We start from the raw sequence: 26645 nt of genomic DNA on the forward strand, positions 1-26645 counted from the left end.
CTACCGCTCAAGTTGCAGAAATTACAGAGGCGCGACAGCTTAAGACGACAAAGCGACAGTTAGTTTCAATAGCGCGACGACGGTGACTGCTTTAAGAGACGCTTGCAGGGTTTGTGGTGCCTACAGGGGAAGTAGTTTTTTCCGGCGCGGGGACCCGTTCAAGCCGCACGCTGACACGGCGATTTTTTGCACGATTCGCAGCGTTGGAATTGCGCACCAACGGGTACTGTTCTCCGTGAAACCGCAGGGTGATTTGCGACTCTTGAATCCCGTTTTCTTTGAAGAAATCCATCACGGCCAAGGCTCGGCGCCGGGACAAATCACGATTGGTCAGTCGATTGCCGGAGTTGTCCGAGTGCCCATCCAGCGTGATGTGGTTTACCGAAGGATCTGCCTTCATGTATTCCACCATGACCTGCAAGTTTACCCGCGCCTGATTGTCCAGATCGATCCCTCCCCCCGGAAAACCGATCTGGCTTTGACGTACCTGTTCAAAGTTTTTGGGTAACAGTTTGGTCGTACAGGCTTCGTAATCGCTATACGCCTGACGAAACTTGACGGGGAGCAAACGAACCTCGGACGTTCCGCTGGTCGAGGAATAATGCCTGACCAAGGGAGTGCGCCCCTCCAGCAAACCGCGCACCAGGCTTGCGGCCTGTGCCTGGGAACTGTTGAACAACACCTGACCCCGACCAATCCGTACCGAGCCAAGGTTGATATCTCCGCGCCCCGGCTGCCAGGGAGCTGCGGCAGCCAGCAACGTGGCAGAACCCTCACCGAGCATGGCGTTGAAGGCATTCAGGCGAAAAATGGCCTGTTCACCCGCACGGCGCACGAAAACCCCGGAACCGAAGTCCGTGATGGGCTGAATCAGACGGCACTCGAATTTGTCACCTTCCACCTTCCACTCGATATTCTCCAGACGGGTCTGGAAAGTCAGGGCCATGGCAGGCAGGCTGGCAAACATACTGAGTAGGGCTAGATAACGCTGGCGCACGGGCGGCTCCACAGGCTTGTACTGCAAAAAAACAGCAAACAGATAGACGACATTCTCAAAAGATATCGGTTAAGCGCCGCAAAACTTGATAGCGAGTGCCTGACTGAGTGTTTTCCGGTAGGATTCGCCTCAGTTTGACCCGCCTGGAATCCCCAATGTCCGACCGCCTGACCCTTCTGCGTCCCGATGACTGGCACATACATCTTCGAGATGGTGCTGTGTTGCCTCACACTGTCGCGGATGTAGCGCGCACTTTTGGCCGCGCCATCATCATGCCCAACCTGGTGCCTCCGGTGCGTAACGCAGCCGAAGCTGATGCCTATCGCCAGCGCATTTTGGCCGCTCGCCCTGCGGGTAGCCGCTTCGAGCCGCTGATGGTGCTCTATCTGACCGATCGCACGCAGCCTGAAGACATTCGCACAGCCAAATCCAGTGGCTTCGTACACGCTGCAAAGTTATATCCTGCAGGCGCAACGACCAACTCCGACTCTGGCGTCACCAGTATTGACGCTATTTTCCCGGTGCTGGAAACCATGGCTGAAGTCGGTATGCCCTTGCTGATTCACGGCGAAGTGACACGCACCGATGTGGATGTATTTGATCGCGAGAAAATCTTCATCGACGAGCACATGCGCCGTGTTGTAGAGCGTTTTCCGACGCTCAAAGTGGTGTTCGAACACATCACCACTGCGGATGCCGTGCAGTTCGTCAACGAAGCGTCCAGTCAAGTCGCCGCAACGATTACTGCTCATCACCTGCTTTACAACCGCAACCATATGCTGGTGGGGGGGATACGCCCGCACTTCTATTGCTTGCCGATCCTGAAGCGCAATACTCATCAGCATGCCCTGCTCGATGCAGCAACCAGCGGTAGCGAGAAGTTCTTCCTGGGGACCGACTCCGCACCGCATGCCCAGCACGCCAAAGAAGCGGCCTGTGGCTGCGCCGGTTGCTACACCTCCTACGCAGCTATCGAGTTGTACGCCGAAGCCTTTGAACAGCGTAATGCGCTGGACAAGCTGGAGGCTTTTGCCAGCCTCAACGGACCTCGCTTCTACGGACTGGCACCCAGCACCGAACACATCACACTGGTTCGCCAGGAGTGGACTGCCCCAACCAGCCTGCCGTTCGGTGAGCTGACCGTAATCCCGCTGCGCGCCGGTGAAAAACTGCGCTGGCGCCTGCTGGAGGAACAGCTGTGAGTGACGACCATTTCGACGATGAACATGAAGGCGGGCATGGCGGCCCACGTCACCCCATGGCTGAGCGCTTTCGCGGTTACCTGCCAGTGGTAATCGATGTTGAAACCGGCGGTTTCAACAGCTCAACCGATGCATTGCTGGAAATCGCAGCGGTCACGATCGGCATGGACGAGAAAGGCTTCGTGTTCCCTGAACACACCTATTTCCACCGCGTGGAACCGTTCGAAGGCGCCAACATTGAACCGGCTGCGCTGGAGTTCACCGGTATCAAGCTGGATCACCCGTTGCGCATGGCTGTCAGCGAAGAAACAGCCCTGACTGACATCTTCCGCGGTGTGCGCAAAGCCTTGAAAGCCAATGGCTGCAAACGCGCCATCCTGGTTGGCCATAACAGCAGTTTTGATCTCGGCTTCCTGAACGCTGCCGTTGCTCGACTGGACATGAAACGCAACCCGTTCCATCCGTTCTCGAGCTTCGACACCGCCACACTGGCTGGCCTGGCGTACGGCCAGACTGTACTCGCCAAAGCCTGTCAGGCTGCTGACATCGACTTCGATGGGCGGGAAGCGCATTCGGCGCGTTATGACACCGAAAAAACAGCAGAGCTGTTCTGTGGCATCGTCAACAGCTGGAAGCAAATGGGCGGTTGGAAAGATTTCGACGACTGAGTCCGGGACTTTCTCTCCTGCATAAAAAAACCGGACATAACGTCCGGTTTTTTTATGCCCTCAACCGACGCTTACAGCTTGTCAGCATTTTCGGACAGGTAAGCCGCTACGCCCGCGGTGGAAGCCGTCATGCCTTTGTCGCCTTTTTTCCAGTTCGCAGGGCACACTTCGCCGTGCTCTTCGTGGAATTGCAGGGCGTCAACCAGACGCAGCAGCTCGTCCATGTTGCGGCCCAGAGGCAGGTCATTCACGATCTGCGAACGAACGATGCCCTTGTCATCGATCAGGAATGCGCCACGGAAAGCGACGCCGCCCTCAGATTCAACATCGTAGGCTTTGCAGATTTCGTGCTTCATATCGGCTGCCATGGTGTATTGCACCTGACCGATACCGCCGTTGTTTACCGGCGTGTTGCGCCATGCGTTATGGGTGAAGTGAGAGTCGATGGAGACTGCCACCACTTCTACGTTACGGGCTTTGAACTCAGGAATGCGGTGGTCCAGAGCAATCAGCTCGGACGGGCAAACGAATGTGAAGTCCAGCGGGTAGAAGAACACCAGGCCGTATTTGCCTTTGATCGCGGTGGACAGCGTAAAGCTATCAACGATTTCGCCATTGCCCAGAACGGCGGCGACGGTGAAGTCAGGGGCTTGTTTGCCTACGAGTACGCTCATGGATATCTCCTGATGTGCAGCGTGGTAAACGGGAGCTGGCCAGTCATGGGTAATGACACGGTTAACAATCAGCTCGCGCATGAAAAAAGATCGGCCATCATACACCGCTCGTCGGGTCCGGCCTCCCCCCTTTTTTAAAGCCACCCGGGTTAGGCGTGGCACCGTTCGTCAGCATCAGGAATTAAACCTGCAATCGAGACCTAAGTTGCTTTGACAATCATTCTCGTTAACATTAAGATCCTTCGCATTGAATCCCAACCAGCGATGGTTCTTATTTATGTACGTTTGCCTCTGCACTGGCGTCACTGATGGAAAAATCCGAGACGCAATCTATGAAGGTTGCTGCAGCTACCGTGAAGTTCGCGAAGCGACCGGTGTTGCCAGTCAATGTGGCAAATGTGCGTGTCTGGCCAAGCAAGTGGTGCGCGAAACCCTGTCTTCCCTGCAAGCCAGCCAGGCAGCCATGAGTTACCCGGCAGAATTTTCAGTCGCCTGATGTAGCCATTTAAAGAGAACCGGACATGATGTCCGGTTTTTTTATGCCTTTAATTCAAGTGCTTAGGGCCTAGACGCGGAATACAAACATTCTTATTCCGATTAATTTTCATTTATTATTCAAATACTTAGGTTTGACAGGTGTAAGTGTGCAGATCAAACTCTTGCGCATATACAGATCATTAAGGCAGGCCCTCGCGATGAAAGGCGACATTTCAGTCATTCAGCACCTCAACAAAATTCTCGGCAACGAGCTGGTCGCAATCAATCAGTACTTCTTGCATGCGCGCATGTATCAAGATTGGGGCCTGGAAAAGTTGGGTGCTCACGAATACCACGAGTCCATCGATGAGATGAAACACGCGGATAAGCTGATCAAACGCATTCTCTTCCTGGAAGGCCTGCCTAACGTGCAGGACCTGGGCAAGCTGCACATCGGCGAGCACACCAAGGAGATGCTTGAGTGCGACCTGCGCATTGAGCGCACCGGCCATGCCGATCTGAAAGCAGCCATCGCACACTGCGAAGTTGTGGGCGACTTTGGTAGCCGAGAACTTCTAGAAGACATTCTGGAGTCTGAAGAAGAACATATTGACTGGCTGGAAACTCAGCTTGGCCTGATTGATAAAGTGGGTCTTGAGAACTATCTGCAATCGCAGATGGGTGAATAAACCAAACCTCAGCCAATAAAAAACCCCGCCCTGTCTAAACAGTGGCGGGGTTTTTAATGCGCGCTAATTTATTCAAACTCGCGCGCAAAGACCCTTAGGCTTCGGTCTTGGCGGCTGCGGCTTTAGCGGCGGCATCCTTGATCAGGGTTTGCAGCTCACCATTGGCAAACATCTCCGCCATGATGTCGCTGCCGCCCACCAGCTCGCCACCTACCCACAGTTGCGGGAAGGTCGGCCAGTTAGCGTACTTGGGCAAATTGGCACGAATCTCTGGGTTCTGCAGGATGTCCACGTAAGCGAACTTTTCACCACAGCCCATTACGGCCTGAGCAGCTTTGGCCGAAAAGCCGCACTGCGGGGCATTCGGTGAGCCTTTCATGTAGAGCAGAATGGTGTTGTTGGCAATCTGTTCTTTGATCGTTTCGATGATATCCATGGAGCACCTCGGCTGAACTTTCCGACTCAGTTGTCGGCACGGTGGCGCATTGTAACGGAAACCCAGGCACCACGCTCGGTCTCCCCCACCGACAATAGTCTGCATCTGCTGCCCATCAATTGCCAACCCATGGCAGGGCAGTGTACAAATGGGTCGCTGAGGGCAGGTAATCCACCCATTAGTGCTTACAGTGCACGCGCTTATGCCGCGTACACAGCGCCTGAAACCTCCCAAACAACACCCTTATTGGCAAGACGCGACATTTCCTTATAAGATCGCGCCTTCCCCTATTTCGTCGCCACGTGCGGCTAACGCCGCAGGTCTCGCCCGTTTTTCTGAAAAACCTGGCTTTGAGCATCTGCAGTCGTTGCAAAAGAAGGTAGTTAATGATGAGCGCAAGGCACTTTCTCTCCCTGATGGATTGCACGCCCGAAGAGCTTAGCAGCGTGATTCGTCGAGGCATCGAGCTCAAGGACCTGCGCAATCGCGGCGTGCTTTTCGAACCGCTGAAAAACCGTGTACTGGGCATGATTTTCGAAAAATCGTCCACCCGCACCCGTTTGTCCTTTGAAGCGGGCATGATCCAGCTCGGCGGCCAGGCGATCTTCCTGTCGCCGCGTGACACCCAACTGGGGCGCGGCGAACCCATCGGCGACTGCGCAATCGTCATGTCACGCATGCTGGATGCCGTGATGATCCGTACCTTCGCCCACAGCACCCTGACCGAATTCGCAGCCAATTCTCGCGTACCAGTGATCAATGGTCTGTCAGACGATCTGCACCCGTGCCAACTGCTGGCCGACATGCAAACGTTTCTAGAACACCGCGGCTCGATCAAAGGCAAGACCGTGGCTTGGATCGGGGACGGCAACAACATGTGCAACAGCTATATAGAAGCAGCCATCCAGTTCGACTTCCAACTGCGCATCGCCTGCCCGGAAGGCTATGAACCGAACCCCGAGTTCGTGGCCCAGGCAGGCGAACGCGTCACCATCGTACGCGCCCCGCAAGACGCAGTAACCGGCGCCCACCTGATCAGTACCGACGTCTGGACCTCCATGGGTCAGGAAGAAGAAACCGCCAAGCGTCTGAAGCAGTTCGCGCCTTATCAGGTCAACAAGGCACTGCTGGATCTGGCGGCCGACGATGTGCTGTTCATGCACTGCTTACCCGCGCACCGCGGGGAAGAAATCAGCGAAGACCTGCTGGACGATCCCCGCTCTGTTGCGTGGGACCAGGCTGAAAACCGTTTGCACGCGCAAAAAGCGCTGCTCGAATTCCTTGTACAACCGGCGTACCACCACGCATGAGTCAACCTCTTCTGCTGAACCTTCGTGATCTGGCCTGTGGCTATCAGGGCCAGAGCGTTGTGCAAAACCTCAACCTGCACCTCAACGCCGGCGACATCGGTTGCCTGCTGGGCTCTTCAGGCTGCGGCAAGACCACCACCCTGCGTGCAATCGCAGGCTTTGAACCTGTGCATCAAGGTGAAATCCAGCTGGGCGGCGAAATCATCTCCAGCGCAGGCTTCACCCTCGCGCCGGAGAAACGTCGCATAGGCATGGTGTTTCAGGACTACGCACTTTTCCCTCATCTCAGCGTGGCCGACAACATTGCATTTGGTATTCGCAAACTGCCGAACAAAGACCGTATCACTGAAGAACTGCTCGAACTGGTCAACCTGAAAAACCTCGGCAAGCGTTTCCCCCATGAGCTTTCGGGTGGCCAGCAGCAACGTGTGGCGCTAGCGCGCGCCTTGGCGCCTGAGCCACAGTTGCTTCTGCTGGACGAGCCGTTCTCCAATCTGGATGGCGAGTTACGTCGCAAGCTGAGCCACGAAGTGCGGGATATTTTGAAAGCCCGCGGCACCAGCGCGATTCTGGTGACACACGATCAGGAAGAAGCCTTCGCTGTTAGTGACCACGTTGGCGTGTTCAAAGAGGGCCGGTTGGAACAGTGGGATACGCCTTACAACCTCTACCACGAACCGCTGACCCCTTATGTGGCGAGCTTCATTGGTCAGGGTTACTTTATTCGCGGCCAGTTACTGAGCCCGGAGTCGGTGCAAACAGAGCTTGGCGTCCTGCAGGGCAACCGCGCCTACACATGGCCAACGGGCGGCGCCGTCGACGTGCTGCTGCGCCCCGACGATATCGTCTATGCGCCGGACAGCGACCTGAAAGCCAGAATCATCGGCAAGACCTTCCTCGGCGCATCGACGCTGTATCGCTTGCAACTACCGACCGGCAGTCAGCTGGAATCCATCTTTCCAAGCCACGTCGATCATCTTCCAGGCGCAGAAGTTGGCATCCGTGTGGCGGCTGAGCACCTGGTGATGTTTCAAACCAGCGGCAGCACCGCTGCGCAAATCCCCCACACCGACTCAGGTGTAAGACGTTTGAGCAGCGCTCACTGAACCAGGTGAAGCACAAGCGACGTAACGCCCGCGTCGCCTGTGCTTCAAACCCGCCCAATATTCGCAAAGGTCGCCCGCGTCTGCTCTGCCAGCACTGAGGGCGCCAATTCGACCTCCAGCCCGCGTCGCCCGGCGCTCACATAAATCGTCTCAAAACCTTCAGCGCTGCTGTCTATAAAGGTACGCAAGCGCTTCTTCTGCCCCAGCGGGCTGATCCCGCCCAACAAATAGCCGGTCGAGCGCTGCGCCGCTGCCGGGTCTGCCATTTCGGCTTTTTTCACTCCGGCGGCATGTGCCAGCGCTTTTAGGTCAAGACTTCCGACGACCGGTACGACAGCCACCAATAATTCACCCTTTTCACTGCTGGCCAACAACGTCTTGAACACCTGAGCGGGCGCCAGGCCAAGCTTTTCCGCCGCCTCATGGCCGTATGACGCCGCTTTGGGGTCATGTTCATAGCTGTGTATCCGATGTTCGGCGCGAACTTTTTTCAGCAGGTCCAGTGCAGGGGTCATGAGCATTCCTGTCGTTCGGTGATGGCACACTTGAGTGGGTGGATTCTAGGGCAATTCGGGCCTCAAGACGCGCTGGAACGGGCGTTCCATATGACTTTCATATGAACTGGGCGCTGAATCGTTACATCCATCCCTACCAATTTGTAGTCTTTGCTTACAGAAAAACCAATACCAAAACATCCGGCAAAAGTCAGAATGTGAATGGTCGTTCACTTTCGACCTTTGACAGCAGTGTTTCTTGTCTATATTTTTTCGATTCTGAATATATCTGCCAAAATTATGTTCCTATTTACCCGCACACGAAAAACCGGGATAAGCCATTCCCGGTATGTGTGCAGCTCCACTGCCACCTGACTGACGACGTCAAAAAACAACAAAAACGAGGTTTTACACATGACGACTGCATCGCAGCACCCCACGCTTTCAGGCCAGTGTATGGCCGAGTTTCTCGGTACCGCACTTCTCATTTTCTTTGGTACCGGTTGTGTCGCGGCGCTCAAGGTCGCGGGCGCAAGCTTCGGCTTGTGGGAGATCAGCATCATCTGGGGCATTGGCGTGAGCATGGCGATTTACCTCACGGCGGGCGTGTCAGGTGCTCACCTGAACCCGGCCGTCAGTATTGCGCTGTGCCTGTTCACCGACTTTGAAAAACGCAAACTGCCGTTCTATATCCTCGCGCAGGTCGCGGGGGCGTTTTGCGCCGCTGCACTGGTGTACACGCTGTACAGCAACCTGTTCTTCGATTACGAACAAGCCCATCAAATGGTGCGGGGCAGTAAAGAGAGCCTGGAACTGGCGTCTGTTTTCTCGACATACCCGCATCCATCCTTGTCGACGCTGCAAGCCTTTCTCGTGGAAGTGGTGATTACCGCCATCCTCATGGGCGTCATCATGGCCCTGACAGACGACAAAAATGGTCTGCCACGCGGGGCAATGGCGCCTTTACTGATCGGCCTGCTGATTGCCGTCATTGGCAGTTCGATGGGCCCGTTGACCGGTTTTGCAATGAACCCTGCGCGTGATTTCGGGCCTAAGCTGATGACTTTCTTTGCGGGCTGGGGTGAAGTTTCGTTCACCGGCGCGCGCGATATTCCTTATTTCCTGGTTCCAATCTTTGCACCCATCGTGGGTGCTTGCCTCGGCGCAGCCATTTACCGCGGGATGATTGCCCGCCACCTGCCTGCCGTCGAACCTGTGGCAACGGATGCCCAAGCAAGCGCTGAAGTGAAAACCCAAGCGTCCTGATATCGACTTATGAAACGGGGCGCACGAGACTCTGCCCGTTATCTTCTCGCGCCCTGAACCCATTACTTCATTCTGCAAGGCAATCCCATGACCGACATTCAGAATAAGAACTACATCATTGCGTTGGACCAAGGCACCACCAGTTCGCGAGCGATCATCTTTGACCGTGACGCAAACGTGGTCTGTACCGCCCAACGCGAGTTCCAGCAGCATTACCCGCAAGCAGGCTGGGTCGAGCACGACCCGATGGAGATCTTCGCGACCCAAAGCGCGGTGATGGTAGAAGCCCTGGCGCAGGCCGGCTTGCATCACGACCAAGTCGCCGCCATCGGTATCACCAACCAGCGTGAAACAACCGTGGTGTGGGACAAGGTCAGCGGCCGTCCGATCTATAACGCCATCGTCTGGCAGTGCCGACGCAGCACTGAAATCTGCGAACAGCTCAAGCGCGACGGCCACGAACACTACATCAGCGAAACCACGGGCCTGGTGACTGACCCGTACTTCTCCGGCACCAAGCTGAAGTGGATCCTCGACAACGTTGATGGCAGCCGCGAACGCGCCCGCAAAGGCGAACTGCTGTTCGGCACTGTCGACAGCTGGCTGATCTGGAAATTTACCGGCGGCAAAACCCACGTCACCGACTACACCAACGCCTCGCGCACCATGCTCTTCAACATCCACACGCTGGAGTGGGACGCGAAGATGCTGGACATCCTGGACATCCCGCGTGAAATGCTGCCGGAGGTGAAATCGTCCTCCGAGATCTATGGCCGCACCAAAAGCGGCATCGCCATTGGCGGCATCGCGGGCGACCAACAAGCCGCGCTGTTTGGCCAAATGTGCGTTGAGCCGGGCCAGGCCAAAAACACCTACGGCACCGGTTGCTTCCTGCTGATGAACACCGGCACCAACGCGGTCAAGTCCACCCACGGCATGCTGACCACCATCGCCTGCGGCCCCCGTGGCGAAGTGGCGTATGCGCTGGAAGGCGCCGTATTCAACGGTGGTTCAACCGTGCAGTGGTTGCGCGACGAATTGAAGATCATCAACGACGCCCACGACACCGAGTACTTCGCCAGCAAGGTCAAAGACAGCAATGGCGTGTACCTGGTACCCGCCTTTACCGGTCTTGGCGCACCGTATTGGGACCCGTATGCACGGGGCGCCCTGTTCGGCCTGACCCGTGGCGTACGCGTTGATCACATCATTCGTGCAGCACTTGAGTCCATTGCCTACCAAACCCGCGATGTGCTGGACGCGATGCAGCAGGACTCCGGCGAACGCCTCAAAGCCCTGCGCGTGGACGGTGGTGCTGTGGCCAACAACTTCCTGATGCAATTTCAGGCTGACATTCTGGGGACCATGGTCGAACGTCCACAAATGCGCGAAACCACTGCGCTGGGTGCGGCCTATCTGGCGGGTCTTGCGTGCGGATTCTGGAGCAGCCTGGACGAGTTGCGCGGCAAGGCCGTGATTGAACGCGAGTTCGAACCCACCCTTGAAGAAGCCAGCAAAGAGAAACTCTACGCTGGCTGGAAAAAGGCCGTGAGCCGTACCCGCGACTGGGAACCCCACGAAGAAAACAACTAAGTCCCACGCTAAATACAGCAGTTGGCGCTTCACGCGCTGGCTGCTGCATGCTGGCTTGCTCTCACCTGCGAGTAGCAGACGGCGCTTTCCTGCGGCATCATGGTCGAATTTGCTTCGCCGCCCAAAGGAAACTCCATGAATCTGCCTCCACGCCAGCAGCAGATCCTCGAACTCGTTCGCGAGCGCGGCTATGTCAGCATCGAGGAAATGGCGCAGTTATTCGTTGTCACGCCCCAGACCATTCGTCGCGATATCAACCAGTTGGCAGAAGCCGATTTGTTGCGCCGCTATCACGGTGGTGCGGCGTATGACTCCAGCGTAGAAAACACCGCCTACGCCATGCGCGCCGATCAGATGCGCGATGAAAAACGCCGCATTGGCGAAGCCATTGCCGCCCAGATACCTGACCACGCCTCTATTTTTATCAATATCGGGACGACCACCGAGTCCATTGCCCGGGCACTGCTCAATCACAACCACCTGAAAATCATCACCAACAACTTGCACGTTGCCTCGATCCTGAGCGCAAAGGACGACTTCGAAGTACTGATTGCAGGGGGCAACGTGCGCCGTGATGGCGGCATCGTCGGCCAGGCCAGCGTCGACTTCATTAATCAGTTCAAGTTTGACTACGCCTTGGTGGGCATCAGCGGTATTGATTCTGACGGCAGTTTGTTGGATTTCGACTATCAAGAAGTGCGCGTATCCCAAGCCATTATTGCCAATGCCCGACAGACCATTCTGGCGGCGGACTCCAGCAAATTTGGTCGCAATGCCATGGTGCGCTTGGGGCCCATCACCCTGATTGATTGCCTGGTCACCGACCAACCGCCTGTCCCGGAGCTGGCGCAGTTGTTGGCACAGAACAAAATCCGCCTCGAAGTGGTTTAACCCCTCCTACGCAGGATCGGGGCTCGCGCTGGCCGAGCCGCTCGGGCGCTTCGCGGGTCAGTCCTGACCTGCCCACCCATCGTAAATGTTCGAAATTCTTCCTTTAGCCGGTCTTCGATGAGTTTTTTCAATCGAAGCAGGCTGGCTGTGCGCGTGTTTATCCGCTACCATTTTCGAAAATGAACATTAATGTTCGAATTCAAATATGCGTATTCAACGCGAGGCTCCTTCATGTCGCACACCACCTTGCCTGCCACGCCTCTTGCCGAGGTTTACGACGTTGCCGTGATTGGCGGCGGAATTAACGGTGTCGGCATCGCCGCAGACGCTGCTGGCCGTGGCCTGTCAGTGTTTCTCTGCGAAAAGGATGACCTCGCCAGCCACACGTCCTCAGCCAGCAGCAAGCTGATCCACGGCGGCCTGCGCTATCTGGAACATTACGAGTTTCGTCTGGTGCGTGAAGCCTTGGCCGAGCGTGAAGTGCTGTTGGCCAAAGCCCCGCACATCGTCAAACCGATGCGCTTTGTATTGCCACACCGCCCGCACCTGCGTCCGGGCTGGATGATCCGTGCCGGCCTGTTCCTGTATGACCATCTGGGCAAACGCGAAAAATTGGCCGGCTCAACCAGCGTCAAATTTGGCGCCGACAGCCCGCTAAAAGCGGAAATCACCAAAGGTTTCGAATACTCGGACTGCTGGGTTGATGACGCACGCCTTGTCGTACTCAATGCCATGGCTGCGCGTGAAAAAGGCGCTCATGTCCACACCCAGACCCGTTGCGTCGGTGCGCGTCGTAGCAAAGGCCTGTGGGAACTGAACCTGGAACGCGCTGACGGCAGCCTGTTCTCAATTCGCAGCAAAGCACTGGTCAATGCCGCCGGCCCGTGGGTGGCCAAGTTCATCAAGGACGACCTGAAACTGGACTCGCCTTACGGCATCCGCCTGATCCAGGGCAGTCACTTGATCGTGCCGAAGCTGTATGACGCGCCGAACGCGTTCATTCTGCAGAACGAAGACCAGCGCATCGTGTTCACCATTCCGTACATGGATCAGTTCACCATCATCGGCACCACTGATCGCGAATACACAGGCGACCCGGCCAAGGTCAGCATCACTGAGCAAGAAACGGATTACCTGCTGAATGTGGTCAACGCTCACTTCAAAAAGCAGTTGAGCCGCGACAATATCCTGCGCACTTACTCCGGGGTGCGTCCGCTGTGCAATGACGAGTCCGACAATCCGTCCGCCGTAACCCGTGACTACACGCTGGCTTTATCTGGGGCGCCGGGCGAAGCACCTTTGTTGTCGGTGTTTGGCGGCAAGCTGACCACCTACCGCAAACTGGCAGAGTCGGCGATGGCTCAACTGACTCCGTTCTTCCCCCAGATCAAACCCAGCTGGACGGCAGCCGCTACCTTGCCCGGTGGCGAAGACATGACCACCCCGGCGGCACTTAGCGCAGCCTTGGTCAGTAAACACAGCTGGCTGGATGCCGCTATCGCCAAGCGCTGGGCCATTACGTATGGCAACCGCGCCTGGACGCTGCTGGAAGGCGCTCAAGGCCTGGAAGATATGGGTGAGCACATTGGCAGCGGCTTATACAGCCGCGAAGTTGACTACCTGTGCAGTCAGGAATGGGCCCTGGACGCTCAGGACATCCTGTGGCGCCGCACCAAGCTGGGGTTGTTCACCACCGCCGAAGAACAGCAACACCTGGCCCACTACATGGCCAGCCTGAACCTCAAACACCGCAAGGTAGAAGCCGCTTAACTCTCCCTTTAACGCCCACCTCGATGTGGGCGTTTTTTTATCCCCGCGCGCCCTAATCATTCGGATTTCCGAACGCGGTCCTTCATACAAGTTCGGCTTTCCGGGCAACCGCATGTTCACGCCTGCCTGCAACAAACCTATAATCCCATATAAATCAAAGTGTTAGCTTTATTAACAGGATCTGGCACGACTCATGCTCTACACTCTGGGCCGACTGCTTAAACAGCCTTAGCCTGTTGAGTTGTTCGAAGTACATAAAGGGTCCAGTGAACTGGCTCAATAAAAAAAACAATGTCGAGGAACCACCGATGCGCATCGTCCCGCAACTTTTGGCCGCAGCCATTACTGCAGCCCTGATTAGCACTCCAGTTTTTGCAGCCGAATTGACCGGCACACTGAAGAAAATCAAAGAATCCGGCACCATCACCCTTGGGCATCGTGACTCCTCCATCCCGTTCTCCTACATCGCGGACGCTTCCGGTAAACCGGTGGGTTACTCCCACGATGTGCAACTGGCAATTGTCGAAGGCCTGAAAAAACAGCTCGACATGCCGGACCTCAAGGTCAAGTACAACCTGGTCACCTCCCAGACCCGCATCCCGCTCGTACAGAACGGCACCGTCGACGTTGAATGTGGCTCTACCACCAACAACGCCGAACGCGCCCAGCAAGTCGACTTCTCGGTCGGCATCTTCGAAATCGGTACCCGTCTGCTGTCCAAAAAAGACTCGCCATACAAAGATTTCGCTGACCTGAAAGGCAAAAACGTCGTGACCACCGCCGGGACCACTTCCGAGCGCATTCTCAAGGCCATGAACGCCGACAAGCAGATGGGCATGAACGTGATCTCGGCAAAAGACCACGGTGAAGCGTTCAACATGCTCGAATCGGGCCGCGCCGTCGCATTCATGATGGACGACGCCCTGCTCGCCGGTGAAATGGCCAAGGCCAAGAAGCCCACTGACTGGGCTGTAACCGGTACGCCTCAATCGTACGAAATCTACGGTTGCATGATGCGCAAAGGCGATCCTGACTTCAAAAAGGCCGTGGATGACGCCATCGTTGCGACCTACAAGTCTGGCGAAATCAACAAGATCTACGACAAGTGGTTCCAGCAGCCAATCCCGCCTAAGGGGCTGAACCTGCAGTTCCCGATGAGCGACGAGCTAAAAGCGCTGATCGCAAACCCTACCGATAAGCCTGCTGACGACAAGCCAAAAGCCTGATGCCGGTTACTACCGGGCGTGAATAATCGCGCCCGGTAGCCTTGATCACCCGCTGTACTCGCTACTGACTGCATTAGAGAGCACTCGACCCGCCGGTTGTCGAGCGGGGAGCGTGTGCCTGACGATCGTGTCAGGTGAGAACGGATTCCCTGAAGCAAGTGCTTGTGACTAGAACCATCTGAGGGGAGACCCTGCATGAATTACAACTGGGACTGGACCGTGTTTTTCAAGTCCACCGGCGTAGGCAGCGAGACGTATCTCGACTGGTTTATTTCGGGCTTGGGCTGGACCATCGCGATCGCTGTCGTCGCCTGGATCGTTGCCTTGATGCTGGGTTCGCTGCTGGGCGTGATGCGCACCCTGCCGAACCGCTTCATCGCCGGCATCGCCACCCTTTACGTTGAAATCTTCCGTAACGTACCGCTGCTGGTGCAGTTGTTCATCTGGTACTTCCTGGTGCCCGATCTGCTGCCGCCGGACTTGCAGGAGTGGTACAAGCAAGACCTCAACCCGACCACCTCGGCTTATCTGAGCGTCGTGGTGTGCCTGGGCCTGTTCACCGCCGCCCGGGTGTGCGAACAAGTGCGTACCGGTATCGAAGCGCTGCCCCGCGGTCAGGAGTCAGCCGCTCGCGCCATGGGTTTCAGCATGACGCAGATTTACTGGCACGTGCTGCTGCCGCAGGCGTACCGGATCATCATTCCGCCCCTCACCTCCGAATTCCTCAACGTGTTCAAGAACTCGTCGGTGGCCTCGTTGATCGGTTTGATGGAACTGCTGGCGCAAACCAAACAGACAGCCGAATTCTCAGCCAACCTGTTTGAAGCCTTCACATTGGCCACGTTGATTTACTTCACCTTGAACATGAGCCTGATGTTGCTCATGCGCCTGATCGAGAAGAAAGTCGCCGTACCCGGCCTCATGTCTCTGGGGGGCAAATAATGGACTTCTTTGATTTCAGCGGGATCGTCCCTGCCCTGCCGGGCCTGTGGAACGGCATGATCATGACCCTCAAGCTGATGGTGATGGGCGTGATCGGCGGCGTAGCGCTGGGGACCGTTTTGGCCCTCATGCGCCTGTCTTCAAGCAAGTGGCTGTCCAATCTGGCGGGCGCCTACGTCAACTACTTCCGCTCGATTCCGTTGCTGCTGGTCATCACCTGGTTCTACCTGGCCGTTCCCTTCGTGCTGCGCTGGATCACGGGTGAAGACACCCCGATCGGCGCCTTCGAGTCGTGCCTGGTGGCATTCGTCATGTTCGAAGCGGCGTACTTCTGCGAGATCGTGCGAGCGGGCGTACAAGCCATTCCTAAAGGCCAGATGGGCGCCGCCAAAGCGCTGGGCATGAGTTACGGCCAGGCCATGCGCCTGATCATCCTGCCTCAGGCATTCCGCAAAATGACCCCGCTGCTGCTGCAACAAAGCATCATCCTGTTCCAGGACACCTCGCTGGTTTACACCGTAGGCCTTGTGGACTTCCTCAATGCCTCGCGCTCAAGCGGCGATATCATCGGCCGCTCCAATGAGTTCCTGATCTTCGCCGGTCTGGTGTATTTCATCATCAGCTTTTCCGCCTCGCTGCTGGTCAAGCGTCTGCAAAAAAGGTTTGCCGTATGATCTCGATCAAGAACATCAACAAGTGGTACGGGGACTTTCAGGTACTGACCGATTGCAGTACTGAAGTCAAAAAAGGTGAAGTGGTGGTGGTCTGCGGGCCATCGGGCTCCGGCAAGTCGACCCTGATCAAGTGCGTCAACGCCCTTGAACCGTTCCAGAAAGGCGACATCGTAGTGGACGGCATTTCGATAGCCGACCCTAAAACCAACCTGCCGAAATTGCGTTCGCGCGTGGGCATGGTGTTCCAGCATTTCGAACTGTTCCCGCACATGACCATCACCGAAAACCTGACCATTGCTCAGGTCAAGGTACTGGGGCGCAGCAAAGCCGAAGCCACCAAAAAAGGCCTTGAGTTGCTGGAACGCGTGGGCTTGTCGGCCCACGCCCACAAACACCCTGGCCAACTGTCGGGCGGCCAGCAACAGCGTGTGGCGATTGCCCGTGCGCTGGCGATGGACCCGATTGTCATGCTGTTTGACGAACCCACTTCAGCCCTCGACCCGGAAATGGTCAACGAAGTGCTCGACGTGATGGTGCAACTGGCCCACGAAGGCATGACCATGATGTGCGTCACCCATGAAATGGGCTTTGCCCGCAAAGTGGCCGACCGGGTCATCTTCATGGATCAGGGCAAAATCGTCGAAGACTGTCAGAAAGATGAGTTCTTTGGCGATGTGAGCGCCCGCTCGCAACGCGCTCAGGACTTCTTGGGCAAGATCCTGCAGCACTGATAACTCAACCACCCGTCAGGGTGTTCGCCACACGCCTGTAACCGGGCGCAGCCTGCGCCCGGTTACAGCATTGGCCACCTCTTTATTGCGCAGTGGTTGACCCAAGGCATCTGTGATGAAATGCGACCCCACACTTTATCGCGGTGCCCCGCCCTCACTTGCCGTGAAACCTCGTCTGCTGCGCCATTGGCTGTTGCCGCCCCTGATTATCCTGCTGACTATCGGCCTCGGGTACGCGGGCTATCGCGTCAGCGAGCATTTCGGTATCCGCGCCCTCAGCGAAAACGGTGAACGCCAGCTGGAGCTGCACGCCCGCACCGTCGAAAGTGAACTCGGCAAATACACCTACCTGCCCAGCTTGCTGGAGCTTGAGTCCAGCGTATCGAAGCTGTTGGCCGACCCGAATTTGCAAAACCGCAACACCGTCAATCAATACCTAGAAGGCCTCAACCGCCGCAGCCGCAGCCGCGCCATCTATGTCCTCGACACCACGGGGCGGGTGCTGGCCACCAGCAACTGGCGAGATGCCGACAGCTACCTGGGTGAAGACCTGTCCTTTCGGGCGTACTTTCAAGACGCCGTACGCGGCCAACCGGGGCGCTTCTACGGCATCGGCAGTACCAGCGGCGAGCCCGGTTACTACCTGGCCCACGGTCTGGAAGAACAAGGCAAAATCATCGGCGTCGCGGTCATTAAAGTGCGCCTGGAAGCCCTGGAAGAACGCTGGCAGCGGGCACGGCTTGAAGCCTACGTCAGCGATGAGAACGGCATCATCATCTTGTCCAGCGACCCTACCCGGCGCCTGAAATCAGTCAGACCGCTTTCGGCCGACACCAAAGAAAAACTCGCGCGCAGCCTTCAGTACTACTGGTGGCCGCTCAACGAGCTGCAACCGTTGCAGCGCGAACAGTTGGCCGAAGGCGTCGAGAAAGTCACCTTCGCCACCAACAGCGAAGTCATCACCGATCATCAGCAAGTCAGCTACCTGGCGCAAACGCGCAACCTCAACGACACACCGTGGGACATCACCCTGCTCACCCCCCTGCAAGACCTGCGTCGCGAGGCGGCGAATCAGGGCATGCTGGTGGCGGTCGGTTTTGCCCTGCTGGCCTTCCTGCTCATCGCGTGGAACGAGCGGCGCAAGGTGATTGCCACCCGGCTGGCCGCACGCGAAGCCCTGCAAGAAGCCAACAATCAGCTGGAACGGAAAATCACCGAACGCACCACCCACCTGCGCGCCAGTAACGAACGCCTCAAAGGGCAGATACGCGAACGGCGTCAGGCCGAAGACACCCTGCGCCGCGCCCAGGACGAACTGGTGCAGGCTGGCAAACTTGCTGCGATCGGGCAAATGTCCACCAGCATTGCCCACGAACTCAACCAGCCCTTGGCCGCCTTGCGCACGCTCTCGGGCAACACGGTCCGGTTCCTGGAGCGTGGCGACTTGAAAGTGGCGGCTGAAAACCTCGGCACCATCAACAACCTGGTGGACCGCATGGGCCGTATCACCGCCAACCTGCGCTCATTTGCGCGGCGCGGCGACGACGATGGTCATGCCAGCCTGAGCCACGCCGTAGACGCCGCCTTGCAACTGCTCGATGCCCGGCTGGAAGCGTCGGGCGCAAGCGTGCAGCGTGATTTCAGCGACGCCCATTTGAAAATTGACCAGACGCGGCTCGAGCAAATCCTGATCAACCTGATCGGCAACGCGCTTGATGCCATGCAGGGCCAAAGCACGCCGCCGCACGTGTGGCTCGAAGGCGCTGTCAGCGAAGGCAAATATCGCCTGCAAGTGCGCGACAACGGCCCGGGCATTGACCCCGAAACCCGCAAGCACCTGTTTGAACCGTTCTTCACCACCAAACCCGGCGAGCAAGGGCTCGGGCTCGGCCTGACCCTGTCAGCCAGCCTCGCGGCCGCCGCCGGTGGCAGCCTGAGCGTTGAATTCCCGGCCAGCGGTGGTGTTGCGTTTGTCCTTTTATTACCGTTGCTGCAACCCGTTAAGGCCGAGCCGCTATGAACCCTGAATTAAGCGTCCTGATTGTCGAAGACGACCCCCATGTCCTGCTGGGTTGCCAGCAGGCGCTGGCCCTGGAAGACATCCGCAGCGAAGGCGTAAGCAGCGCCGAACAAGCCCTGGCACTGGTGGGTGACAATTTCCCCGGCATCGTCATCAGCGATATTCGACTGCCCGGCATTGATGGCCTCGAACTGCTCAAACGCCTCAAGGCCCGCGACCACAGCCTGCCCGTGGTGTTGATTACCGGGCACGGCGACATTTCCATGGCCGTGGGCGCAATGCGCGATGGGGCCTATGACTTCATGGAAAAACCGTTTTCCCCCGAGCGCCTGGTGGACGTCGTGCGTCGCGCGCTGGAACAACGCAGCCTGGCCCGTGAAGTGTGGTCGCTGCGTCGGCAACTGGCGGAGCGCGATTCCCTGGAAGGCCGCATCATCGGGCGCTCGCCCGCCATGCAACACTTGCGCGAACTGATTACCAACGTTGCTGATACGTCTGCCAACGTGCTGATCGAAGGCGAAACTGGCACCGGCAAAGAACTGGTCGCCCGCTGCCTGCACGACTTCAGTCGACGCCACCCCCAACAGTTCGTCGCCCTGAACTGCGGCGGCTTGCCCGAGAACTTGTTCGAAAGTGAAATCTTTGGCCACGAAGCCAATGCCTTCACGGGGGCGGGAAAACGGCGGATCGGCAAAATCGAACACGCCGACGGCGGCACGCTGTTTCTCGATGAAGTCGAAAGCATGCCCCTGAACTTGCAAATCAAACTGCTGCGGGTGTTGCAGGAACGCACACTCGAACGTCTGGGCTCGAACCAGAGCATTGATGTCGATTGCCGCGTGATTGCGGCCACCAAATCCGACCTCGACCAACTGGGCAAAGCCAACCAGTTTCGCAGCGACCTGTACTACCGGCTGAACGTGGTCACCCTCGAACTGCCGCCTTTGCGCGAGCGCCGCGAAGACATCCTGCAGTTGTTCGAATATTTCTTGCAGCAATCCTCCTTGCGCTTCGACCGCGCCGCACCCGAGCTGGACAACCAGACCCTCTCCAGCCTCATGAGCCACGACTGGCCCGGGAACGTGCGCGAGCTGCGTAACGTGGCTGAGCGCTTTGCCCTGGGGCTGCCCGCGTTTAAGAAAACCGGCGGCAGTGTTGCGCAAGGGCTGGGGTTTTCCGAAGCAGTGGAAGCCTTCGAGCGCAACCTGCTCAACGACGCCCTGCAACGCAGTGGTGGCAACTTGACCCAAGCCAGCCAGGAGTTGGGCATGGCCAAGACCACCCTGTTCGACAAAGTTAAAAAATACGGTTTGGCGCACTGATGGATCTGATTTTAAAAGCAGCCCTCGGGGCAGGCGTGGTCATCATTCTGGCCATGCTGGCAAAAACCAGAAACTACTACATTGCCGGGCTGGTGCCGCTGTTTCCAACCTTCGCCCTGATCGCGCATTACATCGTGGGCAAAGGCCGGTCCATCGAGGACCTGAAAACCACCATCGTGTTCGGCATGTGGTCGATCATTCCCTACTTTGTGTACCTGGCGGCCTTGTACGTGCTGGTCGACCGCATGCGCCTTGAAGCCTCGCTGGCGCTGGCAGCGGTGGCCTGGCTCATGGCCGCAACCGTATTGGTCAGCGTCTGGGTCAGGCTCCACTGACCCCAAACCGGCGGCGCCGCTCACCTCGCTGACACCTTGGCCCGTCCCTTGCATTTACCCCTTAACGCCCGCCGAGCTTGATCCGGCGGGGATTGAATGGGGTAAAGCTGACGTTGAACATTCTCGATCTCGATTCCAGCCTGACGGCGCAACCCGCCATCGCTGAACGGCTGCTGGATGGCCGTGCCACGCGCCTTGACCTGCTGGCGCTAGGCCCGCAACTGCGGTTATGGTCCACCGTGCGCACCTACCGGCGCTTCGAGCAGCAACTGAAAAAACGACCGCCGCGCCCGGCGCACCGGCCTGAACTGTTCTTTGTCGGTTCCGGCGACTATCACCACCTGACCCCGGCATTGCTCAGCGATTTGCCGGAGCCCGTCAGCCTGATCCACTTTGACAATCACCCCGACTGGGTGCGCCTGGCGCCCAAGCGCCATTGCGGTTCCTGGGTCAATCGTGCGCTCGAAATGCCCAACATTGCGCGCATCATCACCCTGGGCCCGTGCAGCGACGACCTGGAAAATCCGCAAATCAAGGGCGGCAATCTGGGCGCCCTGCAACGCGGGCACTTGCAACTGTTCCCCTGGCAGCACGCACCCACTCAAGTCTGGGGCCGCATCGGCGATGGGCCGGGCCATGAGCAACATGAAAACCTGCTGCACTGGCGCAACCTTGCGGACGAGGACTGGCCCGCGTTTATCGACGCCCTGATCGACGACCTGCCCACCGGGGCGGTGTGGATCACGATCGACAAAGACGTGCTGGCCAGCGAAGACGCCGCCACCAACTGGGATCAAGGCGGCATGCGCCTGACCCACTTGCTGCACGCCATCCGCGCCTTGGCCGCACGCACACGTGTACTGGGGATCGACGTGTGCGGCGAGTTTGCCAAGGCCCCGCACCGCAATTGGCTCAAACGCTGGGAGGCCAAATCCGACCAGCCCCCGCCGCAGCGTTGGAGCGAGCAGGACCTGCTGCGCAATGCCCACACCAACGAGGCATTGATCACACTGTTTGAGGAGCTTTTTCCGTGACCCTGATCGTGATTGCGCTGGTGGCGTTTTCCATCGTGCTCGATGTGATCGGGCAGCTGTGTTTCAAAATCGGCCTCGACCGCTTGCCTGAGCTGGAGGGCGGGTTCCGCCTCAATGCCTTCTGGGCACAAGTATTTAACGCCCCGATGCTGTGGGCCGGGATCGCCGCCTACGTGATCGAGTTTTTCGTCTGGCTGGAAGCGCTGTCGCGCGCGCCCTTGAGTCTGTTGTTTCCCGCCGCAGCCCTGGCGTATTGCGGCGTGGTGTTCGCTGGCAGCGTGCTGCTCGGCGAACACGTCAGTCGGCGCCGCTGGCTGGGCACACTGGTGATTACCGTTGGCGTGATGCTGGTCTGCATCGCCGGGACCTGAGGAGTTGAACATGCAATCTGAAAACACCCTGAGCACTGCCGCAGACGGTTGGCTTCACGGGCGGTTGGGCACCGTTGTGCTGTGGGCGCTGCTGATTGCGCTGGAAAGCAGTGGGCAGATCGCCACCAAAGTGGGCGGCGACCAACTGGGACAGATGGACTTCAGCCTGCAATGGCTCCACGCGGTGATGATGAACCCCGGCGTGTGGGTCGCCATTGCCTGCTACATCGGGGCGTTTTTCGTGTGGATGCTGATTCTGCGCCGCAGCAGTTTGTCGCTGGCATTCCCGTTGAGTTCGCTGGTGTTCGTCGGCGTCTTGCTCGGCTCGTGGCTCGGGCTGGGGGAACACATCAGTGTCCTGCACTGGGTGGGTGTGGCCGTGATCATGATCGGCATCGCCCTGCTGGCCGACGGAGAACCTGAGCATTGATCCGCCTGCGCACAGGGCGGCAGCAGGGTCAGAATGTATAACTGATGGCCGTCTGCACGCTGCCCTGGTTCACCTCGCCGCGCTCTTTGACGATGCTGCTGTCTGCGGCCGATCCCAGCAGGTGCATCCAGCTGGCACTGGCCACCAGCGACCAGTGCGCGGCCAGCGGGAACTCAAGGTTCTGGGTCAGGCTGATCTGCTGGAACCCGCCGCTGGCCTTGTACGCGCCGATGCCTGACGCTTGCGCTTCACGGCTGCTGACACCAAAAAACGTTGAGGTCTGACGCCCGTCTGCAAAATGAGCGGCTAATTGGCTGCTGCCAATAATCCCCCTCCCCAGCGGGTAACCCAACTCGCCACCGACTTGCCCCAGCACCCCGCCCTGACCGCCTGCGCCGCCGACCGCTTGCCCCAGCTTGGCGTACACCCGCCAGAATTCGGCCGGGCTGTACTGCACAAAACCGCCCAGTTGGGCCATGTCCGAGACATCGCGCAAACCACGCAACGAGCCGTTGGCATCACGCCCCGGCAGGTAGTTAACGAACGGCCCCACCGTCCAGTCGCCCGCCTGGAGCGCACGCCAGCTCAGGCCATCCTCGGTGTCCAGGCTGACATCGCCCCACTCCACATCGACATACGGCAACGGCACGGTTTCATAACGGCTGGCGCTCGGGTCATAAGGCTGATAACCCACGCCTGCACCGATTTCGCCAGTCGGGCCATCGGCGGCGAACACCCCCGCCGAACCGAACAGGACAAACAGCAAAACAGCAGGCAAGGGCGTTTTCATCTCAGGGGTTCCGTGGAGGTTCAGGCGCGCATCAATCCCTGTTTTGCCCACCCTGCGCAAGCACTGATGTTGTTTGTAGCAACCTACAAAAATTGTAGCTTCAACCCCCCCGCTGAACCCCCGTCTCGCTCAAAGCCCCGGCCCGCCGGGCGTGCGCAGGTTGGCACAGTCAATGCAATCCCCTGTTGCAAGCGCACTGTGCGCACCTCCTCCACAGGACAACGCAGATGATGCAATGGCATATCGTGTGTGACTTCGACGGGACCATCACCCGGACTGACGTCATCGACAACATTCTTCAGCGCTTCGCCGACCCGAGCTGGCAAGCCATTGAAGCGCAATGGGTGCAGGGCGAGATTGGCTCGCGGGAATGCCTGAGCCGCCAACTGTCACTGGTCAACGCGTCACCCGCGCAATTGCTGGCCTATTTCGACAGCGTTGAGATCGACCCAGACTTCCCGGATTTCGTCGATCACGTCATTGCACGGGGCGCCTCCCTCGAAGTCGTCAGTGACGGCATCGAACAAGGCATCGCACGGATTCTGGCCCGTCACTACGTGACCTTGCTGCCGATCCTTGCCAATCGGCTGCGTCAGGTCGACCAGCACAGCTGGCGCATCGATTTCCCCTACGCCAGCGATGCATGCCGCGCGGCCTCGGGTAATTGCAAATGCGCCTCCACCCCCGCAGGCAAACGCGTGCTGGTGATCGGTGACGGTCGCTCAGACATGTGCGTGGCCGCCAAAGCCGACTTTGTGTTTGCCAAGGACAGCCTGGCCGACCATTGCGAGCGCAATGGCATTCCTTACGCGCGCTTCGATTCGTTCGCTGAACTGCCCGCCTTGCTCGCCCGCTTGCCGAACCATGCCGCCAACGCCCCCCACTTTTCTCGTGAACAGCAGGAACTCTTCAACCATGTCTGACATCCGAATCGCCACCCCTGAAGACCAGATCCTTCTGGAAAAAGAAGCCAAATACTGCTCTTACGGCGACACCGTTCACTACATTGAGCCCCCGCGTATTTTCAGCCGCTGCGAAGGTTCCTACGTTTGGGACACCGAAGATCAAGCCTACCTCGACCTGCAAATGTGGTACTCGGCGGTCAACTTCGGGTACGCCAACCCGCGCCTGAACAACGCGCTGAAACAGCAAATCGACACCCTGCCGCAAATCGCCAGCCAGTACCTGCACAAGGGCAAAATCGAGCTGTCGGAGTGCATCGCCGTCGATGCCAAAAACAAATTCGGTCTGGACGGCCGTGTGCATTTCAACGTGGGCGGTTCGCAGTCCATCGAAGACTCGTTGAAAGTGGTGCGTAACGCCAGCAACGGCAAAAGCCTGATGTTCGCGTTCGAAGGCGGCTACCACGGGCGCACCCTCGGCGCGTCCTCGATCACGTCCAGCTACCGCTACCGTCGCCGCTATGGCCACTTTGGCGAGCGCGCCAACTTTATTCCGTTCCCGTACCACTTCCGTGGGCCGAAGGGCATGACCAAGGAAGAATACGGCAGCCATTGCGTGCAGCAATTCGCCCGTTTGTTTGAGACGGAATACAACGGCGTGTGGGACCCGAAAGTCGGCCAGAGCGAATACGCCGCGTTTTACGTCGAGCCGATTCAGGGCACTGGCGGCTACGTCATTCCCCCGATGAACTTCTACAGCGAGCTCAAGCACGTGCTGGATCAGCACGGCATCTTGATGGTGGTCGATGAAATCCAGATGGGCTTTTGGCGCACCGGCAAGCTGTGGTCGATTGAACACTTCGACGTCAAACCCGACGTGATCGTATTCGGCAAAGCATTGACCAACGGCCTCAACCCGCTGGGCGGCATTTGGGCCCGCGAAGAGCTGATCAACCCGACGGTATTCCCGCCAGGCTCCACGCACTCCACCTTCGCCTCCAACCCGCTGGGCACCGCCGTGGGCCTGGAGATGTTCAAGATGACCCACGAAGTCGATTACGGCGCGATGGTCATGGCCAAGGGCAAGCACTTCCTGGCCGGGTTGCAAGACCTGCAAAAGCGCTACCCGATCATCGGGGACGTGGACGGCCTGGGGCTGGCGCTGCGCTGCGAAATCTGCGGCCCGGACGGCTTTACCCCGGACAAAGCGACCCTGGACTACATGGTGGAAGAAGGCATGAAGGGCGACATCGACATCGATGGCAAGCGTCTGGGCCTGATTCTGGACGTGGGCGGCTACTACAAAAACGTCATCACCCTGGCCCCGTCGCTGGAAATCAGCTACGCAGAAATCGACCTCGGCATCGCCCTGCTCGACCGCCTGCTGCACCGGGCCATGCAGCGGTGAACGCGGCCGTTTCACTGACAGGCGCCATCGACTTGGGTGAAGGCGACGCCGGTTTCGTGATCGGCACCGGTGAGGTCGCGGTGTTGTTAATCCACGGCCTGACCGGCACCCCGACAGAGTTGCGTCGGGTGGCCATGGGCCTGGCCAAAGAGGGCTGTACGGTGTACGTCCCGACGCTGGCCGGGCATTGCGGCGACAACGCCGATTTGCAAGCCACGGGCTGGCAAGACTGGTACGCCAGCGCCCGCAACACCTTTGTCGGCATTCGCCAAAAACACGCTCAGGTGTTTGTCGGCGGGCTGTCCATGGGCGCGGTGATGTCGATGCACCTGGCTGCCGAACACCCTGGGCAGGTCGCGGGCTTGCTGCTGTATTCCACGACCCTGCGCTACGACGGCTGGAACATGCCAAAAGCGGCGGTGTTGACACCGCTGCTGATGGCGATTCCGTTTGGCGTGCACCTGTGTCGCTTCAACGAAACACCGCCCTACGGGATCAAAGACCCGCGTTTGCGCGCCATCGTTGAACGCCAGATGAAAGCAGGCGAAAGCAGTCATGCCGGGCTGTTGACCATGTCGGGCGTCAGCGTGCGCGAGTTGCATCGCCTGATCGCGGCAGTCAAACGCGCCATGCCCAAGGTGATGACGCCCGCGCTGGTGATTCATTCCCGTGAAGACGACATCACCAGCCGCTGGAATGCCGATTATGTCGAACGTCGCCTGGGCGGCCCGGTGACCAAGGTGCTGCTCGACAACTGTTACCACATGATTACCGTCGACTTGCAATACCGACGCGTGATCGAGTTAAGCGTTGATTTCGTGAGAAACCACAGCGCCGATTCAGAGGCCGCCGCGCCGTACGCGCAGCAGGCCTGACAACAAGGACGC

General features: G+C 58.2%; 28 protein-coding genes. 23 read left to right on the forward strand and 5 right to left on the reverse strand.

Annotated features, from left to right (window positions below):
* Positions 1-91 precede the first annotated feature (91 nt).
* A complete protein-coding gene (locus BKD70_RS06205; protein WP_047274010.1) occupies positions 92-997 on the reverse strand; it encodes an OmpA family protein in 906 nt (301 codons plus the stop codon).
* A gap of 155 nt (positions 998-1152) precedes the next feature.
* Between BKD70_RS06205 and pyrC the strand changes: the two genes are divergently transcribed.
* Together pyrC and rnt are read left to right on the forward strand one after the other, a co-directional pair.
* On the forward strand, positions 1153-2199 hold the full coding sequence (gene pyrC, locus BKD70_RS06210) for a dihydroorotase (RefSeq protein ID WP_047274008.1): 1047 nt from the start codon (positions 1153-1155) through the stop codon (positions 2197-2199).
* Positions 2196-2867 (forward strand): ribonuclease T, encoded by a 672-nt coding sequence (gene rnt, locus BKD70_RS06215; RefSeq protein WP_047274006.1) that lies wholly within the window; start codon positions 2196-2198, stop codon positions 2865-2867. The genes pyrC and rnt overlap by 4 nt, the downstream gene beginning before the upstream one ends.
* Before the next feature lie 71 nt (positions 2868-2938).
* On the opposite strand, the gene BKD70_RS06220 is transcribed toward rnt, so the two are convergent.
* On the reverse strand, positions 2939-3541 hold the full coding sequence (locus BKD70_RS06220; protein WP_047274004.1) for a peroxiredoxin: 603 nt from the start codon (positions 3539-3541) through the stop codon (positions 2939-2941).
* 277 nt (positions 3542-3818) lie between these two features.
* Between BKD70_RS06220 and BKD70_RS06225 the strand changes: the two genes are divergently transcribed.
* Together BKD70_RS06225 and bfr are read left to right on the forward strand one after the other, a co-directional pair.
* On the forward strand, positions 3819-4037 hold the full coding sequence (locus BKD70_RS06225) for a bacterioferritin-associated ferredoxin (RefSeq protein WP_047274002.1): 219 nt from the start codon (positions 3819-3821) through the stop codon (positions 4035-4037).
* A 199-nt stretch (positions 4038-4236) separates the two neighbouring features.
* Complete coding sequence (gene bfr, locus BKD70_RS06230) at positions 4237-4707, forward strand: bacterioferritin (protein WP_047274000.1); 471 nt, start codon at positions 4237-4239, stop codon at positions 4705-4707.
* Positions 4708-4801: 94 nt separating this feature from the next.
* On the opposite strand, the gene grxD is transcribed toward bfr, so the two are convergent.
* The gene (gene grxD / locus BKD70_RS06235; protein ID WP_047273998.1) at positions 4802-5143 is read right to left on the reverse strand and encodes a Grx4 family monothiol glutaredoxin; all 342 of its coding nucleotides are present in this window, start codon (positions 5141-5143) and stop codon (positions 4802-4804) included.
* 389 nt (positions 5144-5532) lie between these two features.
* Between grxD and argF the strand changes: the two genes are divergently transcribed.
* Together argF and BKD70_RS06245 are read left to right on the forward strand one after the other, a co-directional pair.
* Complete coding sequence (gene argF / locus BKD70_RS06240) at positions 5533-6453, forward strand: ornithine carbamoyltransferase (protein WP_047274302.1); 921 nt, start codon at positions 5533-5535, stop codon at positions 6451-6453.
* Positions 6450-7559: an ABC transporter ATP-binding protein gene (locus tag BKD70_RS06245; protein ID WP_047273996.1), complete on the forward strand. Its 1110-nt coding sequence runs from the start codon at positions 6450-6452 to the stop codon at positions 7557-7559. Before argF ends, BKD70_RS06245 begins: the two co-directional genes overlap by 4 nt.
* A gap of 44 nt (positions 7560-7603) precedes the next feature.
* Here BKD70_RS06245 and ybaK read toward each other — a convergent pair whose 3' ends face one another.
* On the reverse strand, positions 7604-8074 hold the full coding sequence (gene ybaK, locus BKD70_RS06250) for a Cys-tRNA(Pro) deacylase (RefSeq protein ID WP_047273994.1): 471 nt from the start codon (positions 8072-8074) through the stop codon (positions 7604-7606).
* A gap of 393 nt (positions 8075-8467) precedes the next feature.
* Between ybaK and BKD70_RS06255 the strand changes: the two genes are divergently transcribed.
* From BKD70_RS06255 to BKD70_RS06320, 14 genes are all read left to right on the forward strand, one after another.
* Positions 8468-9319 (forward strand): MIP/aquaporin family protein, encoded by an 852-nt coding sequence (locus BKD70_RS06255; protein ID WP_047273992.1) that lies wholly within the window; start codon positions 8468-8470, stop codon positions 9317-9319.
* Positions 9320-9406: 87 nt separating this feature from the next.
* Positions 9407-10912 carry a glycerol kinase GlpK gene (gene glpK / locus BKD70_RS06260; RefSeq protein WP_047273991.1) on the forward strand — a complete coding sequence of 502 codons (1506 nt, stop codon included), beginning with the start codon at positions 9407-9409 and terminating at the stop codon, positions 10910-10912.
* 135 nt (positions 10913-11047) lie between these two features.
* The gene (locus tag BKD70_RS06265) at positions 11048-11803 is read left to right on the forward strand and encodes a DeoR family transcriptional regulator (protein ID WP_047273988.1); all 756 of its coding nucleotides are present in this window, start codon (positions 11048-11050) and stop codon (positions 11801-11803) included.
* A 231-nt stretch (positions 11804-12034) separates the two neighbouring features.
* On the forward strand, positions 12035-13573 hold the full coding sequence (gene glpD / locus BKD70_RS06270) for a glycerol-3-phosphate dehydrogenase (protein WP_047274299.1): 1539 nt from the start codon (positions 12035-12037) through the stop codon (positions 13571-13573).
* Between the two features lie 308 nt (positions 13574-13881).
* Positions 13882-14799, forward strand: a complete 918-nt coding sequence (locus tag BKD70_RS06275) for a glutamate/aspartate ABC transporter substrate-binding protein (RefSeq protein ID WP_047273986.1) — start codon at positions 13882-13884, stop codon at positions 14797-14799.
* 195 nt (positions 14800-14994) lie between these two features.
* Complete coding sequence (locus BKD70_RS06280) at positions 14995-15741, forward strand: amino acid ABC transporter permease (protein WP_047273983.1); 747 nt, start codon at positions 14995-14997, stop codon at positions 15739-15741.
* Positions 15741-16415, forward strand: coding sequence for an amino acid ABC transporter permease (locus BKD70_RS06285; RefSeq protein ID WP_047273982.1), 675 nt, complete (start codon positions 15741-15743; stop codon positions 16413-16415). Before BKD70_RS06280 ends, BKD70_RS06285 begins: the two co-directional genes overlap by 1 nt.
* On the forward strand, positions 16412-17146 hold the full coding sequence (locus BKD70_RS06290; RefSeq protein WP_047273980.1) for an amino acid ABC transporter ATP-binding protein: 735 nt from the start codon (positions 16412-16414) through the stop codon (positions 17144-17146). The genes BKD70_RS06285 and BKD70_RS06290 overlap by 4 nt, the downstream gene beginning before the upstream one ends.
* Before the next feature lie 115 nt (positions 17147-17261).
* A complete protein-coding gene (locus tag BKD70_RS06295; protein ID WP_047273978.1) occupies positions 17262-19166 on the forward strand; it encodes an ATP-binding protein in 1905 nt (634 codons plus the stop codon).
* The gene (locus tag BKD70_RS06300; protein WP_047273976.1) at positions 19163-20488 is read left to right on the forward strand and encodes a sigma-54 dependent transcriptional regulator; all 1326 of its coding nucleotides are present in this window, start codon (positions 19163-19165) and stop codon (positions 20486-20488) included. The genes BKD70_RS06295 and BKD70_RS06300 overlap by 4 nt, the downstream gene beginning before the upstream one ends.
* An 8-nt stretch (positions 20489-20496) precedes the next feature.
* Positions 20497-20823, forward strand: a complete 327-nt coding sequence (locus tag BKD70_RS06305) for a GlpM family protein (RefSeq protein ID WP_169835823.1) — start codon at positions 20497-20499, stop codon at positions 20821-20823.
* 113 nt (positions 20824-20936) lie between these two features.
* Positions 20937-21857: an arginase gene (locus BKD70_RS06310; protein ID WP_047274297.1), complete on the forward strand. Its 921-nt coding sequence runs from the start codon at positions 20937-20939 to the stop codon at positions 21855-21857.
* On the forward strand, positions 21854-22228 hold the full coding sequence (locus BKD70_RS06315) for a transporter (RefSeq protein WP_047273972.1): 375 nt from the start codon (positions 21854-21856) through the stop codon (positions 22226-22228). The genes BKD70_RS06310 and BKD70_RS06315 overlap by 4 nt, the downstream gene beginning before the upstream one ends.
* Positions 22229-22238: 10 nt before the next feature.
* Positions 22239-22658 carry an EamA family transporter gene (locus BKD70_RS06320; RefSeq protein ID WP_047273970.1) on the forward strand — a complete coding sequence of 140 codons (420 nt, stop codon included), beginning with the start codon at positions 22239-22241 and terminating at the stop codon, positions 22656-22658.
* Between the two features lie 28 nt (positions 22659-22686).
* Here the strand turns inward: BKD70_RS06320 and BKD70_RS06325 are convergent, their stop codons facing one another.
* The gene (locus BKD70_RS06325) at positions 22687-23448 is read right to left on the reverse strand and encodes a MipA/OmpV family protein (protein WP_047273968.1); all 762 of its coding nucleotides are present in this window, start codon (positions 23446-23448) and stop codon (positions 22687-22689) included.
* A 227-nt stretch (positions 23449-23675) separates the two neighbouring features.
* On the opposite strand from BKD70_RS06325, the gene BKD70_RS06330 reads away from it, so the two are divergent.
* From BKD70_RS06330 to BKD70_RS06340, 3 genes are read left to right on the forward strand one after another with little or no spacing between them, the layout of a single operon-like run.
* Positions 23676-24371, forward strand: coding sequence for an MtnX-like HAD-IB family phosphatase (locus BKD70_RS06330; protein ID WP_047273966.1), 696 nt, complete (start codon positions 23676-23678; stop codon positions 24369-24371).
* The gene (locus BKD70_RS06335) at positions 24364-25758 is read left to right on the forward strand and encodes an aspartate aminotransferase family protein (protein ID WP_047273964.1); all 1395 of its coding nucleotides are present in this window, start codon (positions 24364-24366) and stop codon (positions 25756-25758) included. The genes BKD70_RS06330 and BKD70_RS06335 overlap by 8 nt, the downstream gene beginning before the upstream one ends.
* The gene (locus BKD70_RS06340; RefSeq protein ID WP_047273961.1) at positions 25755-26633 is read left to right on the forward strand and encodes a carboxylesterase; all 879 of its coding nucleotides are present in this window, start codon (positions 25755-25757) and stop codon (positions 26631-26633) included. The genes BKD70_RS06335 and BKD70_RS06340 overlap by 4 nt, the downstream gene beginning before the upstream one ends.
* Positions 26634-26645: the final 12 nt, after the last annotated feature.

Origin of the sequence: Pseudomonas sp. BS-2016 (assembly GCF_001806145.1) — a bacterium.
GTDB classification, from domain to species: Bacteria; Pseudomonadota; Gammaproteobacteria; order Pseudomonadales; family Pseudomonadaceae; genus Aquipseudomonas; species Aquipseudomonas lundensis.

Excerpts from the sequence above, each read along its gene's own strand:
- pyrC (WP_047274008.1), top strand. The coding sequence starts at position 1,153 with ATGTCCGACCGCCTGACCCTTCTGCGTCCCGATGACTGGCACATACAT.
- BKD70_RS06220 (WP_047274004.1), bottom strand. The coding sequence starts at position 3,541 with ATGAGCGTACTCGTAGGCAAACAAGCCCCTGACTTCACCGTCGCCGCC.
- BKD70_RS06225 (WP_047274002.1), top strand. The coding sequence starts at position 3,819 with ATGTACGTTTGCCTCTGCACTGGCGTCACTGATGGAAAAATCCGAGAC.
- bfr (WP_047274000.1), top strand. The coding sequence starts at position 4,237 with ATGAAAGGCGACATTTCAGTCATTCAGCACCTCAACAAAATTCTCGGC.
- grxD (WP_047273998.1), bottom strand. The coding sequence starts at position 5,143 with ATGGATATCATCGAAACGATCAAAGAACAGATTGCCAACAACACCATT.
- argF (WP_047274302.1), top strand. The coding sequence starts at position 5,533 with ATGAGCGCAAGGCACTTTCTCTCCCTGATGGATTGCACGCCCGAAGAG.
- BKD70_RS06245 (WP_047273996.1), top strand. The coding sequence starts at position 6,450 with ATGAGTCAACCTCTTCTGCTGAACCTTCGTGATCTGGCCTGTGGCTAT.
- ybaK (WP_047273994.1), bottom strand. The coding sequence starts at position 8,074 with ATGACCCCTGCACTGGACCTGCTGAAAAAAGTTCGCGCCGAACATCGG.
- BKD70_RS06255 (WP_047273992.1), top strand. The coding sequence starts at position 8,468 with ATGACGACTGCATCGCAGCACCCCACGCTTTCAGGCCAGTGTATGGCC.
- glpK (WP_047273991.1), top strand. The coding sequence starts at position 9,407 with ATGACCGACATTCAGAATAAGAACTACATCATTGCGTTGGACCAAGGC.
- BKD70_RS06265 (WP_047273988.1), top strand. The coding sequence starts at position 11,048 with ATGAATCTGCCTCCACGCCAGCAGCAGATCCTCGAACTCGTTCGCGAG.
- glpD (WP_047274299.1), top strand. The coding sequence starts at position 12,035 with ATGTCGCACACCACCTTGCCTGCCACGCCTCTTGCCGAGGTTTACGAC.
- BKD70_RS06275 (WP_047273986.1), top strand. The coding sequence starts at position 13,882 with ATGCGCATCGTCCCGCAACTTTTGGCCGCAGCCATTACTGCAGCCCTG.
- BKD70_RS06280 (WP_047273983.1), top strand. The coding sequence starts at position 14,995 with ATGAATTACAACTGGGACTGGACCGTGTTTTTCAAGTCCACCGGCGTA.
- BKD70_RS06285 (WP_047273982.1), top strand. The coding sequence starts at position 15,741 with ATGGACTTCTTTGATTTCAGCGGGATCGTCCCTGCCCTGCCGGGCCTG.
- BKD70_RS06290 (WP_047273980.1), top strand. The coding sequence starts at position 16,412 with ATGATCTCGATCAAGAACATCAACAAGTGGTACGGGGACTTTCAGGTA.
- BKD70_RS06295 (WP_047273978.1), top strand. The coding sequence starts at position 17,262 with ATGAAATGCGACCCCACACTTTATCGCGGTGCCCCGCCCTCACTTGCC.
- BKD70_RS06300 (WP_047273976.1), top strand. The coding sequence starts at position 19,163 with ATGAACCCTGAATTAAGCGTCCTGATTGTCGAAGACGACCCCCATGTC.
- BKD70_RS06320 (WP_047273970.1), top strand. The coding sequence starts at position 22,239 with ATGCAATCTGAAAACACCCTGAGCACTGCCGCAGACGGTTGGCTTCAC.
- BKD70_RS06325 (WP_047273968.1), bottom strand. The coding sequence starts at position 23,448 with ATGAAAACGCCCTTGCCTGCTGTTTTGCTGTTTGTCCTGTTCGGTTCG.
- BKD70_RS06330 (WP_047273966.1), top strand. The coding sequence starts at position 23,676 with ATGATGCAATGGCATATCGTGTGTGACTTCGACGGGACCATCACCCGG.
- BKD70_RS06335 (WP_047273964.1), top strand. The coding sequence starts at position 24,364 with ATGTCTGACATCCGAATCGCCACCCCTGAAGACCAGATCCTTCTGGAA.